General features: G+C 61.2%; 12 protein-coding genes. 11 read left to right on the top strand and 1 reads right to left on the bottom strand.

What is annotated here, in order from left to right; genetic code table 11:
- Positions 1 to 121 precede the first annotated feature (121 nt).
- From AB4O40_RS15495 to choV, 3 genes are all read left to right on the top strand, one after another.
- Positions 122 to 1,069 carry a choline ABC transporter substrate-binding protein gene (locus AB4O40_RS15495; protein ID WP_409078142.1) on the top strand — a complete coding sequence of 316 codons (948 nt, stop codon included), beginning with the start codon at positions 122 to 124 and terminating at the stop codon, positions 1,067 to 1,069.
- A gap of 77 nt (positions 1,070 to 1,146) precedes the next feature.
- Positions 1,147 to 1,992: a choline ABC transporter permease subunit gene (choW, locus tag AB4O40_RS15500; RefSeq protein WP_056726556.1), complete on the top strand. Its 846-nt coding sequence runs from the start codon at positions 1,147 to 1,149 to the stop codon at positions 1,990 to 1,992.
- On the top strand, positions 1,989 to 3,167 hold the full coding sequence (choV, locus tag AB4O40_RS15505; RefSeq protein WP_056726555.1) for a choline ABC transporter ATP-binding protein: 1,179 nt from the start codon (positions 1,989 to 1,991) through the stop codon (positions 3,165 to 3,167). Before choW ends, choV begins: the two co-directional genes overlap by 4 nt.
- Positions 3,168 to 3,346: 179 nt before the next feature.
- Here the strand turns inward: choV and AB4O40_RS15510 are convergent, their stop codons facing one another.
- Positions 3,347 to 5,287 (bottom strand): BCCT family transporter, encoded by a 1,941-nt coding sequence (locus tag AB4O40_RS15510; RefSeq protein WP_223541379.1) that lies wholly within the window; start codon positions 5,285 to 5,287, stop codon positions 3,347 to 3,349.
- A gap of 380 nt (positions 5,288 to 5,667) precedes the next feature.
- On the opposite strand from AB4O40_RS15510, the gene betI reads away from it, so the two are divergent.
- From betI to AB4O40_RS15550, 8 genes are all read left to right on the top strand, one after another.
- Positions 5,668 to 6,261 (top strand): transcriptional regulator BetI, encoded by a 594-nt coding sequence (betI, locus tag AB4O40_RS15515; protein ID WP_056726553.1) that lies wholly within the window; start codon positions 5,668 to 5,670, stop codon positions 6,259 to 6,261.
- A 62-nt stretch (positions 6,262 to 6,323) separates the two neighbouring features.
- Positions 6,324 to 7,796 (top strand): betaine-aldehyde dehydrogenase, encoded by a 1,473-nt coding sequence (betB, locus tag AB4O40_RS15520; RefSeq protein ID WP_223541341.1) that lies wholly within the window; start codon positions 6,324 to 6,326, stop codon positions 7,794 to 7,796.
- Positions 7,797 to 7,976: 180 nt separating this feature from the next.
- Positions 7,977 to 9,677 carry a choline dehydrogenase gene (gene betA / locus AB4O40_RS15525; protein ID WP_223541340.1) on the top strand — a complete coding sequence of 567 codons (1,701 nt, stop codon included), beginning with the start codon at positions 7,977 to 7,979 and terminating at the stop codon, positions 9,675 to 9,677.
- Positions 9,678 to 9,955: 278 nt separating this feature from the next.
- On the top strand, positions 9,956 to 11,398 hold the full coding sequence (locus AB4O40_RS15530; RefSeq protein WP_460053880.1) for a TldD/PmbA family protein: 1,443 nt from the start codon (positions 9,956 to 9,958) through the stop codon (positions 11,396 to 11,398).
- Entirely contained in the window at positions 11,398 to 12,735 is a 1,338-nt protein-coding gene (locus AB4O40_RS15535) for a TldD/PmbA family protein (RefSeq protein ID WP_409078143.1), read from the top strand. Before AB4O40_RS15530 ends, AB4O40_RS15535 begins: the two co-directional genes overlap by 1 nt.
- Positions 12,736 to 12,868: 133 nt before the next feature.
- On the top strand, positions 12,869 to 14,296 hold the full coding sequence (gene mdtD / locus AB4O40_RS15540) for a multidrug transporter subunit MdtD (RefSeq protein ID WP_056726548.1): 1,428 nt from the start codon (positions 12,869 to 12,871) through the stop codon (positions 14,294 to 14,296).
- Between the two features lie 105 nt (positions 14,297 to 14,401).
- Positions 14,402 to 15,739, top strand: a complete 1,338-nt coding sequence (gene dbpA, locus AB4O40_RS15545; RefSeq protein WP_236709710.1) for an ATP-dependent RNA helicase DbpA — start codon at positions 14,402 to 14,404, stop codon at positions 15,737 to 15,739.
- 153 nt (positions 15,740 to 15,892) lie between these two features.
- Positions 15,893 to 17,071, top strand: coding sequence for a BaiN/RdsA family NAD(P)/FAD-dependent oxidoreductase (locus AB4O40_RS15550; RefSeq protein ID WP_056726546.1), 1,179 nt, complete (start codon positions 15,893 to 15,895; stop codon positions 17,069 to 17,071).
- Positions 17,072 to 17,143 lie beyond the last annotated feature (72 nt).

The raw sequence follows: 17,143 nt of genomic DNA on the forward strand, positions 1-17,143 counted from the left end.
CGTATCGACTCGATTACAAGGCGACGTGGTAGAGCTGTCTCCAGAACGCCATCCAACCGCAACCTATAAGTGCGGTGGTCCAGTCGGAACACTGCCAAAAAAAACACCAAGGAGTCCATCCATGAAAGGTTCCCCGTCGTTGTTGTTGGCCGCAATGCTTAGTCTGCCGGTTCTGGCGCAAGCCGCCGAACCGGCCCAATGCAGCACCGTAAACTTCTCCGATGTCGGCTGGACCGACATCACCGCGACAACCGCGACCACCAGCGTCGTGCTCAACGCCCTCGGCTACAAGACCAAGACCACCATGATTTCCGTGCCCGTGACCTATAAGTCCCTGGCCGACGGCAAGAACATGGACGTGTTCCTGGGCAACTGGATGCCGACCATGGAAAACGACATCAAGGCCTACCGCGATGCCGGCACCGTGGAAACCGTGCGCACCAACCTAAAGGGCGCCAAGTACACCCTCGCCGTCCCTCAGGCGCTGTACGACAAGGGCCTGCATGACTTCGCCGACATTGCCAAATTCAAGAAAGAGCTCGACGGCAAGATCTACGGCATCGAGCCCGGCAACGATGGCAATCGTCTGATCCAGAGCATGATCGACAAGGATGCCTTCGGCCTGAAGACCGCCGGCTTCAAAGTCGTCGAGTCCTCCGAAGCCGGCATGCTGTCGCAGGTCGACCGCGCGCAGAAACGCGACACCGCCGTGGTGTTCCTCGGCTGGGCGCCGCACCCGATGAACAAGCGCTTCAAAATTCAATACCTGACCGGTGGTGATGACTTCTTCGGCCCGGATTTCGGTGCCGCCACCGTGGCGACCAACACCCGCAAGGGTTACGCCCAGGAGTGCAACAACGTTGGCCAGTTGCTGAAGAACCTGGAGTTCACTGTCGACATGGAAAGCGAACTGATGGGCAACATCCTGGACGACAAGATGAAGCCTGACGCGGCCGCCAAGGCCTGGCTGAAAAAGAATCCACAGGTGCTCGATACCTGGCTCGCTGGCGTGACCACCATTGACGGTAAACCTGGCCTGGAGGCCGTGAAAGCCAAACTGACGCCTTGAATTAGGGAGCATCGTTTATGCCGGGCAGGTTCGCCTGCCCGGGCTGTTAATTACCTTGCATGCGGACGTTCACTACCATGCTGATTGATCAGAAAATACCCCTAGGCCAGTACATCGCAGGCTTCGTTGAATGGTTGACGCAACACGGCGCCAGCACCTTCGACGCCATCGCCGTGACACTGGAAACGATGATCCACGGCGTGACGTTTGCGCTGACCTGGTTCAACCCGCTGGCATTGATCGGCCTGATCGCACTACTGGCACACTTCATTCAACGCAAATGGGGCCTGACCGCGTTTGTCGTTGCCTCCTTCCTGCTGATCCTCAATCTGGGGTACTGGCAGGAAACCATGGAAACCCTCGCCCAGGTGCTGTTCGCCACCCTGGTCTGCGTGCTCATCGGTGTGCCATTGGGCATCGTCGCCGCGCACAAGCCGATGTTCTATACTTTAATGCGTCCGGTACTCGATCTGATGCAGACCGTACCGACCTTCGTGTACCTCATTCCTACCCTCACCCTCTTCGGGCTGGGTGTGGTCCCGGGCCTGATCTCCACGGTGGTGTTCGCGATTGCCGCGCCCATCCGCCTGACTTACCTGGGTATCCGCGATGTTCCGGAAGAATTGATGGATGCCGGCAAGGCCTTTGGCTGCTCGCGCCGTCAGTTGCTTTCAAGAATCGAACTGCCCCACGCCATGCCAAGCATCGCGGCCGGCATCACCCAGTGCATCATGCTGTCCCTTTCGATGGTGGTGATTGCGGCACTGGTGGGCGCCGATGGCCTGGGCAAACCGGTGGTCAACGCACTGAACACTGCTGATATCGCCCTGGGCTTCGAAGCAGGCCTGGCGATCGTACTGCTGGCGATCATGCTCGACCGTATCTGCAAACAACCCGACGCCAAAGTAGGGGGTGATGCATGAGCATTATTCGCTTTGATAACGTTGACGTTATCTTCTCCAAGGATCCACGCGAGGCCCTCAAGCTGCTGGATCAAGGCATGACCCGTAACGAAATCCTGAAAAAGACCGGGCAGATTGTCGGCGTTGAAAAAGCCAGCCTGGATATCGAAAAAGGTGAAATCTGCGTGCTGATGGGCCTGTCCGGCTCCGGCAAGTCCAGCCTGCTGCGCTGCATCAACGGCCTCAACACCGTCAGCCGCGGCAAGCTGTTCGTCGAGCACGAAGGCAAGCAGATCGACATTGCCTCGTGCACCCCGGCAGAACTGAAAATGATGCGCACCAAGCGCATCGCGATGGTGTTCCAGAAGTTCGCCCTGATGCCTTGGCTGACAGTGCGCGAGAACATCAGCTTCGGCCTGGAAATGCAGGGTCGTCCGGAAAAGGAACGACGCAAACTGGTGGACGAAAAGCTTGAGCTGGTGGGCCTGGCCCAGTGGCGCAACAAGAAACCCGATGAGCTGTCCGGTGGTATGCAGCAACGCGTGGGCCTGGCCCGTGCGCTGGCGATGGACGCCGACATATTGCTGATGGACGAACCGTTCTCGGCCCTCGACCCGTTGATCCGCCAGGGCCTGCAAGACGAGCTGCTGGAGCTGCAGCACAAGCTCAACAAGACCATCGTATTCGTCAGCCACGACCTCGATGAGGCCCTGAAACTGGGCAGCCGCATCGCGATCATGAAAGACGGCCGGATTATCCAGTACAGCAAACCGGAAGAAATCGTCCTCAACCCTGCGGACGATTACGTGCGGACCTTCGTTGCCCACACCAACCCGCTGAACGTACTGTGCGGTCGCAGCCTGATGCGCACCCTGGACAACTGCAAACGCATCAACGGTTCGGTGTGCCTGGATCCAGGTGGTGATTCGTGGCTGGACCTGGCCGATGGCAACACCATCAAGGGCGCTCGCCAAAACGGCTCTGTGCTGGACTTGCAGAACTGGATACCGGGTCAGGCCGTTGAAGGCCTGGGTCGTCGACCAACCCTGGTGGACTCGAACATCGGCATGCGCGATGCACTGCAGATTCGTTATCAGACCGGCAACAAGCTGGTGCTGCATGACAACAACAAGGTGGTGGGGATTCTTGGCGACAGCGAGCTATATCACGCACTGCTCGGCAAGAACCTGGGGTAAGGCAACAGACACAAAAACGCCGCGATAGAATCGCGGCGTTTTTGTTTGAAGAGCAAAGATCAAAAGATCGCAGCCTTCGGCAGCTCCTACCTTAAACGCATTCCCCTGTAGGAGCTGCCGAAGGCTGCGATCTTTTAAGGCTGACGCGATGCCACTGACACACCGCGCCCTTTCACCACTCAGCTATAAACCCGGCCAAGTAGCTGCCGATGGCTTTCAAACTGATCGAGCACGTCACGGGTGATCTGATCCTGGGTGAAGCCCATCAAGTCGTAGTCCTGGCTGCCGTTGTGCAGGTACACCTCGGCGCGATAGAAACGCTGGCGCGCCTCGTCGGATTGCACCGATTCGGTCGGCGTGGCCAGATAGCCATCCAGGCTCACTTCGTAGACGAAAGGGTTGCCCTCTTCCATTTCCACGCGCACGCCCATGCAACGCTTGGACTTACCGAGCAAAGTCTGCACTTGCAGGCCTTGTGCACGCATCTGCGCCGTCGCATCTTCCAGCGCCGGGCTCACCTGTTTGTCCATGAAGCGCTGCACCACCGATTGGCTCGGTTGCAGGTCCAGCTGAGTCAAGCGCTCGCTGAAACCTCGACGACCACGTTCGGCCAACTGCGCTTGCTCCTGTTCGATCTGCACGTCCTGGCGCATGGCCTTGTGCAATCCGAACATGAAGAACACCAACACCACCGAAAACGGCAGACCGGCCAGCACCACCATAGTTTGCATGGCTTCGAAGTTGCCGGCGAACAGCAGGCCGATGGTCACCAGGGTGATCACCGCCGACCAGAAGATCCGCAGCCAGTGCGGTGCGTCTTCGTCGACATTACCGCCCTTGCACGAAAGGTTGGCCATCATCACCGCGCCGGAGTCCGCCGGGGTCAGGAACAGCACGAAACCGACAAAGATCGACACGCCGATCACAACCTTCGACGCCGGGTAGTGCTCAAGCAACTGGTAGATCGCCATGGACGGCTGTTCCAGTGCCGTCTTCCCGAGCTCCACCGCCCCATGGTTCATCACCAGGTCCAAAGCCGAGTTACCGAAGATCGACAGCCACGCGAGGGTGAAGCCCAGCGGAATCAGCAGCACGCCGGCTACCAGTTCGCGCACGGTGCGGCCACGGGAAATACGCGCGATGAACATGCCCACGAATGGTGCCCAGGAAATCCACCAGGCCCAGTAGAACAGGGTCCACAGGCCCAACCAGCGGTCGGACTTCTCACTATCGCCCTCGTAGACATAGAGGTCGAAAGTCTTCAGCACCACGCCATTCAGGTAGTCACCGACGTTCTGTACGAAGCCGTTGAGCAGGTGCAAGGTCGGGCCGAACAACAGCACGAAAATCAGCAGGCCACTGAACAGCACGATGTTCAGGTTGGACAGACGGCGGATGCCGTTTTCCACGCCCGACACGGCAGCGATGGTCGCCACGGTGCTCATCACGATGATCACGATCAGCAGGTTGGTGTTGCTGTGTTCCATGCCGAACAGGTTTTCCAGCCCCGACGACACTTGCAGCGAACCGATCCCCAGGTTCGTCACCAGCCCCAGCAGGGTCACGAACATGCCGAAGCCGTCCACCGCATGCCCGGCCGCGCCCTTGACCCAACGCTCGCCCACCAGCGGATACAACGCCGAACGCAACGCCAGCGGCTGGTTATGCCGGTAGGCAAAGTACGCCACGGCCAACCCCACCAGCGCATAGATCGCCCAGCCGTGCAGGCCCCAGTGCAGGAACGTCAGTTGAACGGCCTGACGAGCGGCAAGGTTGCTGCCGGCCACGCCTTCCGGCGGGTTGAAGTAGTGGTCCAGCGGCTCGGACGCGCCGAAGTACAGCAATGAGATGCCGATACCCGACGAGAACAGCATCCCCGCCCAGGCGCCGTAGCTGAAGTCCGGGGTGTCGTCCTTGCTGCCCAGTTTCAATTTGCCGTAGGACGAAAACGCCAGGCCGACGACGAAAATCAGGTAGGCGGCAATCACCACCATGTAGTACCAGCCGAAGCTGCGGGACAACCAGGCTTGCGCCGTACCCAGCATTCTGCCGGCCTCTTGCGGGGCGATGATCAGAATGGCGGTCAACAACAGAATCAACGCGGTAGAGGTGTAGAACACCCAACCGTTGACCGTCACCTTCTCGGGTGGGGTCTTTATTAGCGAGGCAGAACTCATGGCACAGATGCTCCGGGCAGTGCGAGAGAAGAACGCAAGACAAACGTGTTACCCGACCAATCGGTTAGTGGGCAGCCGACCGGCGGGTGATATAAAGACACCCCGAAAAAAGCCCGAAACCCCTGGAGCGCCGCAGCGCGTAGGTTTCGAGCCGTTTCAGTTGTCGTTTTTTCCGCCACAGCGCGTAGGAAAATTCACAGGCAGCGACGATTTGTCGCAGATCTTATTCTTTGTTGATTGAACGTTCAATCAAAACAAAATAGACTGGCCTTCAACCCGGTAGCCGTACTACGTCCACCGGAAGGCCTAAGGAGATGTGCAAGATGCCCAAGGTCGGTATGCAACCCATCCGCCGCCAGCAATTGATCGAAGCCACTTTGCTGGCCGTCGATCAGGTCGGAATGGGGGACGCCAGCATTGCGCTGATCGCCCGTTTGGCAGGTGTCTCGAATGGCATCATCAGTCACTACTTTCAGGACAAGAACGGCCTGATTGCCGCCACCATGGGGTACCTGATGACCGTCCTGAGCGAGAACGTCACCCTGCGCCGACAGGCGCTGACAGATGACAGCCCGCGGGCGCATCTGCAGGTGATCATCGAAGGCAACTTCGACGCCAGCCAGGTCAATGGCCCGGCGATGAAAACCTGGCTGGCCTTCTGGGCCACCAGCATGCACCAGCCGTCTTTGCACAGGTTGCAGCGGATCAACGATCACCGTCTGTATTCCAACCTGTGCTGCCAGTTCCGCCGCGTACTGCCGCTCAATGATGCGCGCAGTGCCGCCCGAGGCCTGGCTGCGTTGATCGACGGCCTGTGGTTACGCGGCGCGCTGTCGGGAGATGCTTTCGACACCGGGCAGGCGCAACAGATTGCTTACGAATACATGGATACCCAACTGGCCAAGCGGGTGAGTTAGAGCACACATAAACGCTCAACCACCGAACCGCGCCAGCCACTTAATGCTCTTGCGAGGACTTTATGGCCCGTTTCGAACTGCAAAAACTCTACATCGATGGCGCGTACAGCGACGCCAGCAGCGACGCCACTTTCGAAGCCATCAACCCGGCTAACGGTGAAGTCCTCGCAAAAGTGCAACGTGCGACCAAGGAAGACGTCGAACGCGCCGTCGTCAGCGCCGAAAAGGGCCAGAAGATCTGGGCCGCCATGACCGCCATGGAGCGTTCGCGCATCCTGCGTCGCGCCGTGGAAATCCTGCGCGAGCGCAACGACGAACTGGCCGCCCTGGAAACCCTGGACACCGGCAAGGCCTACTCCGAAACCCGCTATGTCGACATCGTCACCGGCGCTGACGTGCTGGAGTACTACGCAGGCCTGGTACCGGCCATCGAAGGCGAGCAGATTCCGCTGCGCACCACTTCGTTCGTCTACACCCGTCGCGAGCCGCTGGGCGTCGTGGCCGGTATCGGCGCGTGGAACTACCCGATCCAGATCGCCCTGTGGAAATCCGCACCCGCCCTGGCGGCCGGCAACGCGATGATCTTCAAGCCAAGCGAAGTCACCTCGCTGACCACCCTGAAACTGGCCGAGATCTACACCGAAGCCGGCGTGCCAAACGGCGTGTTCAACGTCCTGACCGGCAGCGGCCGTGAAGTCGGCACCTGGTTGACCGAGCACCCGCGCATCGAGAAAGTCTCGTTCACCGGCGGCACCGACACCGGCAAGAAAGTCATGGCCAGCGCCTCGAGCTCTTCGCTCAAGGACGTGACCATGGAACTGGGCGGCAAATCCCCGCTGATCATCTGCGACGACGCCGACCTCGATCGCGCCGCCGACACCGCGATGATGGCCAACTTCTACAGCTCCGGGCAGGTCTGCACCAACGGCACTCGCGTGTTCGTCCCGGCCCACCTGAAAGCCGCTTTCGAAGCCAAGATCGCCGAGCGCGTTGCACGCATCCGCATCGGCAACCCGCAAGACGAAAACACCAACTTCGGTCCGCTGGTCAGTTTTGCGCACATGGAAAGCGTGCTGGGCTACATCGCCAAGGGCAAGGAAGAAGGTGCCCGCCTGCTGTGCGGCGGTGAGCGCCTGACCGACGGCGAATTCGCCAAAGGTGCGTTCGTGGCGCCGACCGTGTTCACCGACTGCACCGACGACATGACCATCGTGCGTGAAGAAATCTTTGGCCCGGTCATGGCGATCCTGTCCTACGAAACCGAGGAAGAAGTGATCCGCCGCGCCAACGACACCGACTTCGGCCTGGCCGCCGGTATCGTCACCAAGGACCTGAACCGCGCCCACCGCGTGATTCATCAGCTGGAAGCCGGTATCTGCTGGATCAACGCCTGGGGCGAGTCCGACGCGAAGATGCCGGTTGGCGGCTACAAGCAGTCGGGTGTCGGCCGTGAGAACGGCATCAGCTCGCTGAACAACTTCACCCGCATCAAATCGGTACAGGTCGAGCTGGGCGATTACGTCTCGGTGTTCTAAGACTGAGACCCGTATTGCTCGCGAGGGCCTCTCGCGAGCAAGCCCGCTCCCACAAGGGACCAGTGGCGAACACAGATCCTGTGTACACCAGAGATCAAATGTGGGAGCGGGCTTACTCGCGAATCGAGTGCGCAGCACTCGTCAGGCCAGACCTGACCAACATCAAAGAGGGTGCATTCAATGTCCCAAGAATTCGACTACATCATCATCGGTGCCGGCTCGGCCGGTAACACCCTGGCGACCCGTCTGACCGAAGACGCCGGCGTCACCGTCCTGCTGCTCGAAGCGGGCGGCCCGGACTACCGTTTCGACTTCCGCACGCAGATGCCGGCCGCCTTGGCGTTCCCGCTGCAAGGCCGTCGCTACAACTGGGCCTACGAAACCGATCCAGAACCACACATGGATGGCCGTCGCATGGAATGCGGTCGCGGCAAGGGCCTGGGTGGTTCCTCGCTGATCAACGGCATGTGCTACATCCGCGGCAACGCTATGGACTACGACGGCTGGGCGAAACTGCCAGGCCTGGAAGACTGGTCGTACCTGGATTGCCTGCCATATTTCCGTAAAGCGGAAACCCGCGACATCGGCCCGAACGACTACCACGGTGGCGACGGCCCGGTCAGCGTGACCACGCCGAAAGCCGGCAACAACCCGCTGTTCCACGCCATGGTTGAAGCCGGCGTGCAGGCCGGTTACCCGCGTACCGAAGACTTGAACGGCTACCAGCAGGAAGGCTTCGGCCCGATGGACCGCACCGTGACACCGAAAGGTCGTCGTGCTTCCACCGCCCGTGGTTACCTGGACGTCGCCAAGAAGCGTTCGACCCTGACCATCGTCACCCACGCCCTGACCGACAAGATCCTGTTCGAAGGCAAGCGTGCGGTCGGCGTGCGTTACCTGGTCGGCGCCGCTGAAGAGCGCGTTGAGGTCAAGGCGCGCAAGGAAGTGCTGTTGTGCTCCGGCGCCATCGCTTCACCGCAGATCCTGCAACGCTCCGGCGTCGGCCCGGCCGAGCTGCTGAACAAGCTCGACATTCCGGTGGTCCACGACCTGCCGGGCGTCGGTGAAAACCTGCAGGATCACCTTGAGCTGTACCTGCAATACGCTTGCACCCAACCGGTCTCCCTGTACCCGTCGCTGCTTTGGTACAACCAGCCGGCCATCGGTGCCGAGTGGCTGTTCAACGGCACCGGCATCGGCGCCAGCAACCAGTTCGAAGCCGGCGGTTTCATCCGCACCCGTCCGGAATTCGAATGGCCGAACATCCAGTACCACTTCCTGCCGGTAGCGATTAACTACAACGGTAGCAACGGTGTGAAAGAGCACGGCTTCCAGGCGCACATGGGCTCCATGCGTTCGCCGAGCCGCGGGCGCATCCAGGCCAAGTCGAAAGACCCGCGCCAGCACCCGAGCATCCTGTTCAACTACATGGCCACCGAGCAGGACTGGCAGGAATTCCGCGACGGCATCCGCCTGACCCGTGAAATCATGCAGCAGCCTGCACTGGACGCCTTCCGTGGTCGCGAAATCAGCCCGGGGATCGACGTGCAGAGCGACGAGCAACTGGACAAGTTCATCCGCGAACACGCCGAAACCGCGTTCCACCCGTCCTGCTCGTGCAAGATGGGCACCGACGAAATGGCCGTGGTCGATGGCGAAGGTCGCGTGCATGGCATGCAAGGCCTGCGCGTGGTCGATGCCTCGATCATGCCGATCATCACCACCGGCAACCTCAACGCACCAACGATCATGATGGCCGAGAAAATCGCCGACAAGATCCGTGGCCGCAAGCCGTTGCCGCGCAGCACCGCCACTTACTATGTGGCGGGTGAAGCGCCGGTGAAGGGCAAGCCGGTGCGGGAAGTGAGCCAGATCGCTTAAGGCGTTACACCGCGTTACGGCTATTCGCGAGCAAGCCCGCTCCCACACTTGATCTCCAGTGGACACAGATTTTGTGAACACCCGGGATTAAATGTGGGAGCGGGCTTGCTCGCGAAGGGGCCCTGTCAGCCACCATCCCTCCCAAAGTATCCACCGCTCTAGACCGCTCCATCCTTGATCCCTCCCCCCTTGCAGGCCTAATCTAGCGCCACGCAATCGTTTCACCCCTCCCCTCGCAGCACCGCTCCATCGCCACTCCATACCCAGGAGGTTCACGAATGTTCGATTTTTACCCCCAGCTCAAGCAGCGCTTCGCTGCCTTGCGCACGGGTGCCGAATTCTTTTCCCTGCGTTATGTACGCGAGTCCGGGCAGTACCTGTCGGTGCGCAAGAGCGTCGCCGAACCGCCGAGCCTGAGCCGTGACGAAGGGGCGATGCTGACCGTGCGGGTCAATGGCGTCGAGGCCTATGCGGCCACCAACGATTTGTCGCCACAAGGCCTGCAAGCCGCCCTCGAACGCGCCGAACTTCAGGCCCGTCGACTCAAGCCCCACGCCTTGCTGGACCTGCGCGAACAAGCCGTTTCCAGCGACCGCGCCGATTACTTTTCACCCAACCTCGACCAGGCCTTCCCGTCCCTGAGTGAGTGCTACCAGTTGCTCGGCGCCGAATCCGCCGCCGTGCCCAAGGACGACCGCCTGGTGAACTGGCAGGTCAGCCTCGGTATCACCCACGTCGAGCAGATCTACCTCAACAGCGCCGGTGCCGAACTGCGCCAGGCCCAACGCTTTGTGTACCCCGGCCTGGATGTCACGGCCTACGACGGCAACGACAGCCAGACCCGCAGCCTTGGCCGCGAGAACTTCGGCCAGCAAGGCGCGGCGGACGTCATCAGCCGCTGCGGCCTGATCGGTGCCGGTGCCCAGGTGGCCGATCAGGCCCTGCAGTTGCTCCTGGCGCCAAACACCCCGCAAGGCAAACGCGACCTGCTGCTGATGCCCGACCAGATGATGCTGCAAATCCACGAGTCCATCGGCCATCCGCTGGAACTGGACCGCATCCTCGGCGACGAGCGCAACTACGCCGGCACCAGCTTCGTCAAAGCCAGTGATTTCGGGCGCCTGCAATACGGTTCCGGCCTGCTCAACGTGACCTTCGACCCGGACATCCCCGAGGAGCTCGCCAGCTACGGCCATGACGACGACGGCACGCCTGCCAGCAAACAGTTCCTGATCCGCGAAGGCCTGCTACTGCGCCCGCTGGGCGGTGCGTTGTCGCAATTTCGTGCGGGCATGGACGGCGTCGCCAACAGCCGTGCCTGTGGCTGGAACCGCCCGCCGATCGACCGCATGGCCAACCTCAACATCGAGCCGGGCGACCAGTCCATCGAACAACTGATCGGCGGTATCGAACACGGCGTGCTGATGTCGACCAACCGTTCATGGTCGATCGACGATGCGCGCAACAAATTCCAGTTCGGCTGCGAATGGGGCCAACTGATCGAAAACGGCGAACTCAAGGGTGTGGTGAAGAACCCCAATTACCGGGGCATCTCCGCGCAATTCTGGAAGAGCCTCAGCGCCGTCGGCGATGCCAGTACCTTGAAGGTCCTCGGCACACCGAACTGCGGCAAGGGCGAACCGAACCAGGTGATCCGCGTCGGCCACGCGTCACCGGCCTGCGTGTTCAGCAATGTTGATGTATTCGGAGGAGACGCCTGATGAATCCTTCAAACAGCCAGTCCGCGTCGTTCAAGGCGCTGGTCAACAGCCTGCGTGAAGCCCTGCGCGAGCCCGAGCAGTTCACCCTCAGCTACGCCGCCGAGTCGTCGGCCTTCGTGCGTTTCAACCACGCCAGGGTGCGTCAGGCCGGTCAGGTGCAGCAGGCGAGTATCGGCCTGAAACTGATTAACGAAGGCCGCCATGCCGACCTGAACATCACCCTGGGCGGCGATCCCCAGGTTGATCTGCAACGTTTGACCGAAGGCCTGCAACAGCTGCGGGAAACCTTGCCGCTGCTGCCTCAGGATCCTTATTTGCTGCTCAACCACAACGGCTGGCAGAGCAACAACGTGCAATCGCATCCGCTGCCGGACACCGAGGAGGTAGTCGCGCAAATCACCCAGGCCGCCGAAGGCCTGGATCTTGTCGGTTTCTACGCCGCCGGCCCGATCAGTCGTGGCTTTGCCAGTTCTTCGGGCGCCTTCGGCTGGCATCAGGCCAACAGTTTCAATTTCGACTTCAGCCTGTTCCACGAGAATGGCCAGGCCGTGAAAGCCAGCTACGCCGGGCACGACTGGAATAGCGAAGGCTTTGCCAGACGCTTCCAGCAGGCCCGCGAGCAGCTTGAGTTTCTGGGCCGGCCGCTGCGCACTTTGCCGCCCGGCCAGTACCGCGCTTACCTGGCACCGGCGGCGCTGGAAGAAATCATGGGCATGCTGTGCTGGGGTGGTTTCTCGGCACAGTCGATCGCCAGCAAAAGCAGCCCGCTGCAAAAGCTCTACGGTGGCGACAGCGCGTTCAGCCCGCTGGTCTCGCTGGATGAAAAAGTCAGCGGCTCGCTGAGCCCGGCGTTTTCCGATGAGGGTTATCCACGCAGCGATCTTAAGTTGATCGTCGACGGCAAGGCCGGGGCACGACTGGTCAGTTCGCGCAGCGCCGCCGAATACGGCTTGACCGCCAATGGCGCCAGCGGCGGTGAGTCACCGAGCGCGCTGAACATGAAAGCCGGGGCATTGCCTGACGCGGACATCCTCAAGCAACTGGGCACGGGGCTGTACATCAGCAACCTGTGGTACCTGAACTTCTCGGATCAACCGGCCGCACGCCTGACCGGCATGACCCGGTTTGCCACGTTCTGGGTCGAGAACGGCGAGATCCAGGCGCCGGCCAACACCATGCGCTTCGATGACAGCGCCTTCAGCCTGCTCGGTTCGCAACTGGAAGCCTTGACCGAGGAGCGGGAGTTGTTGTTGTCGGCGAGTACCTATAGTCAGCGAGCGACGGCGTCGGCGTTGTTGCCGGGGGCGTTGGTCAGCCGATTGACCCTGACCCTGTAAACGCAATACCTGTGGGAGCGGGCTTGCCCGCGAAAGCGGCGGATCAGTCGACATTGATGTTGAATGTTACGACCTCTTCGCGGGCAAGCCCGCTCCCACAGGGTCCGGTTACCTGACCACCACAAGAGGTCCCATGCCCAACCGCCCGCCTCTCGACGCCGTGACCGCCCGCTGGATACCCTGGGTCGTCGCCATTGCCTTCTTCATGCAGTCCCTCGACGGGACGATCCTCAACACCGCCCTGCCCGCCATGGCCCGGGACCTGGCCGAAGATCCGCTGCGCATGCAGGGCGTGATCATCGCCTACATGCTCACCGTCGCCTTGCTGATTCCCGCGTCCGGCTGGATCGCCGACCGCTTTGGCACCCGGAAAATCTTCTTCAGTGCGATTTTGCTGTTCAGCCTCGGCTCGCTGCTCTGCGCATTGTCGAGCAGCCTGAGCATGCTGATCGGTGCCCGGGTGATCCAGGGCCTGGGCGGCGCATTGATGCTGCCGGTTGGGCGGCTGGTGGTGCTGCGCGCCTACCCGCGTTCGGAGCTGGTGCGGATCATGGGCTTCATCACCATTCCCGGGCTGCTCGGCCCCTTGATCGGCCCGACCATGGGCGGCTGGATGGTGCAATACCTGACCTGGCACTGGATCTTCCTGATCAACCTGCCGGTGGGGCTGGTCGGTTGCTACGCCGTGTGGAAATTCATCCCGGACCTGCGCGGTTCCGAGCGCACGCGCTTCGATAGCCTGGGCTTCGTGCTGTTTGGCGCGGCGATGATTCTGATCACCATCGCCATGGAAGGCCTGGGCGAATTGCACCTGCCGCATCTGCGGGTGATGTTACTGCTGTTCGGCGGCATGGCGTGCCTGGCGGCGTACTGGCTGCGCGCCGGGCATATCGAGAACCCGTTGTTCGCGCCGTCGCTGTTCAAGACCCGGACCTTTGCCGTGGGCATTCTCGGCAACCTGTTCGCCCGTCTCGGCAGCGGCGCCCTGCCCTTTCTGGTGCCGTTGCTGCTGCAAGTGGCGCTGGGCTATTCGCCGTCCCAGGCCGGGATGAGCATGCTGCCGCTGGCGGCGGCGGCGATGATCGCCAAGTGGGTGGCGCGGCCGCTGATCGAGCGTCTGGGCTACCGCATCGTGCTCACCGGCAACACCCTGGCCCTGGGGATCATGCTGGCGAGCATGGGCCTGGTCAGCGAGCAGACGCCGTACTGGCTGCTGCTGTGCCAGCTGGCGATCCTTGGCGCGATCAACTCCTTGCAGTTCACTGCGATGAACACCGTGACCCTGATCGACCTCGACGATGCCAGCGCCAGCAGTGGCAACAGCTTGCTGTCGGTGGTCGCGCAATTGTCCCTGAGCCTGGGGGTTGCGTGCGCGGGTGCGTTGCTCGGTGGCTTTACGGCGGAGATTGGCAATGATGGCGTGGACACGGTTTTGGGGGCATTCCAATTGACCTTCGTGACCGTAGGAATCATGGCAATGTTGGCCGCGACGATCTTTTCCCAGCTGTCACGGAATGACGGACGGCGTGTTAAACGTCCGGAAGAACACATAGAGCCTTAGGGCGAATGGCCACTGGGCTGGTACACTGCGCGACATTTTGTTTTGCAGGCCAGTCCCGTGACCACCATCGCCACCGAATTTAATACTTTGCCGCTGTCCGCCGCCATGCTGGCTAACCTCGACTCCCTCGGTTATGCCCAGATGACGCCGATCCAGGCGCAAAGCTTGCCGGTGATCCTCAAGGGGATGGACCTGATCGCCCAGGCCAAGACCGGCAGCGGCAAGACCGCTGCCTTCGGCATCGGCCTGCTGAACCCGATCAATCCGCGCTACTTCGGTTGCCAGGCGCTGATCCTGTGCCCGACCCGCGAGCTGGCTGACCAGGTCGCCAAGGAAATCCGTCGCCTGGCCCGCGCCGAAGACAACATCAAGGTCCTGACCCTGTGCGGCGGCGTGTCCCTCGGCCCGCAGATCGCTTCGCTGGAACACGGCGCGCACATCATCGTCGGCACCCCGGGACGCATCCAGCAGCACCTGCGCAAGGGTTCGCTGGTACTCCACGGCCTGAACACCCTGATCCTCGACGAAGCCGACCGCATGCTCGACATGGGTTTCTACGATTCCATCGAAGAAATCATCATGCAGGCCCCGGAGCGTCGCCAGACCCTGCTGTTCTCCGCCACCTACCCGGTAGGCATCAAGCAGTTGGCCTCGAAGTTCATGCGCAACCCGCAGCAAGTGAAGGCCGAAGCGTTCCACGACGACACGCAGATCGAGCAGCGCTTCTTCGAGATCTCTCCGGATGACCGCATGAGTGCGGTGACCAAGGTCCTTGGCCACTTCCGCCCGGCCTCCTGCGTGGCTTTCTGCTACACCAAGCAGCAGGTTCAGGAAACCGTCGACCACCTGACCGCCAAAGGCATTTCCGCCGTCGGCCTGCACGGCGATCTGGAACAGCGTGACCGCGACCAGGTGCTGGCGATGTTCGCCAACCGCAGTACTTCAGTGCTGGTGGCGACCGACGTCGCCGCCCGCGGCCTCGATATCGACTCGCTGGACATGGTGATCAACGTCGAACTGGCCCGCGATTCGGAAATCCACATCCACCGCGTCGGCCGTACTGGCCGTGCCGGTGAGAAAGGCCTCGCCATCAGCCTGGTGGCGCCGTCCGAAGCGCAGCGCGCCCAGGCCATCGAACAATTGCAGAAGACACCATTGACCTGGGATCAGGTGGACAACCTCACCTCCAAGGGTGGTGGTCCGCTGCTGCCGCAGATGAGCACCCTGTGCATCGCTGCCGGCCGTAAGGACAAGGTTCGTCCGGGCGACATTCTTGGCGCACTGACCGGTGACGCCGGCATCCCCGGTGCCCAGGTCGGCAAGATCGCGATTTTCGACTTCCAGGCCTATGTGGCCGTGGAGCGCGGCGTTGCCAAGCAGGCCTTGCAGCGTTTGAACGACGGCAAGATCAAGGGCCGTTCGTTGCGCGTTCGCATTTTGTAAGCGATCTTCGACCCAACGAAGATCCCCCTGTGGGAGCGGGCTTGCTCGCGAAAGCGGTTTATCAGTCGACATTGATGTTGAATGTGATGGCCCTTTCGCGAGCAAGCCCGCTCCCACATTGGTTTTGTGGTGATACATCAAGAGGACACCGTTTTGCGCTCTACCGAAGTCGTGATCATTGGCGCTGGCGCCGCAGGGTTGATGTGTGCACTGACCGCCGCCGGGCGTGGGCGCAAGGTGTTGCTGCTGGACCATGCCAACAAGGCCGGCAAGAAAATCCTGATGTCGGGCGGTGGCCGCTGCAATTTCACCAACATGTACACAGAGCCGAGCAATTTCCTCTCACAGAACGCGCACTTCTGCAAATCCGCCCTGGCCCGCTATACCCAGTGGGATTTCATCGGCATGGTCGCCAAGCACGGCGTGCCGTACCACGAGAAAAAACTCGGCCAGCTGTTCTGCGATAACAAATCCAGCGACATCCTTGAGATGCTGCTCAACGAGTGCGATCAGGTCGGCGTCAGCCTGCACCTGGACACCTCGATCCAGACCATCGAGAAGCTCGAAAAGGGCTATTTGCTGGACACGACGCTTGACCAGATCACCTGCGAATCCCTGGTGATCGCCACCGGCGGCCTGTCGATCCCGACCCTGGGCGCCACCGGCTTCGGTTACCAGGTGGCCAAACAGTTCGGCCACGAACTGCTGCCGACCCGCGCCGGCCTGGTGCCATTCACCATCACCGATCAGCTCAAGGCCTTGTGCACCGAGCTGTCCGGTACGTCGGTGGATTGCCTGGTGAGCTGCAACGACCAGAGCTTTCGCGAGAATATCCTGTTCACCCACCGCGGCCTCAGCGGCCCGGCGATCTTGCAGATCTCGTCGTTCTGGGAGTCCGGCGATACCGTCGAGATCAACCTGATGCCGGATCACGACGTGCCGGAATGGCTGCAACAGCAACAGGCCGAACGTCCAAACAGCGAGCTGAAAACCCTGCTCGGTGAAATCTTCACCAAGAAGATGGCCAACCTGCTGGCGGACAACTGGTTCGTCTCCAAACCGATGAAGCAGTACACCCACGCGGAACTGGCCGATATCGCGGAGAAACTGGCGAACTGGAAAGTCGTGCCCGCCGGCACCGAAGGCTATCGCACTGCCGAGGTGACCCTGGGCGGCGTCAACACCAATGAAGTGTCGTCCAAGACCATGGAATCGCTGAAAAGCCCGGGGCTGTACTTCATCGGCGAAGTGCTGGACGTGACCGGGCATCTGGGCGGGTTCAACTTCCAGTGGGCCTGGGCTTCGGGCTACGCGGCTGCGCAGTACGTCTGATCGCACCGTTCTTGTAGGAGCTGCCGAGTGAAACGAGGCTGCGATCTTTTGATCTTGAAAAGCAAAGTCAAA

It is taken from the genome of Pseudomonas sp. S2_F07 (assembly GCF_054668325.1).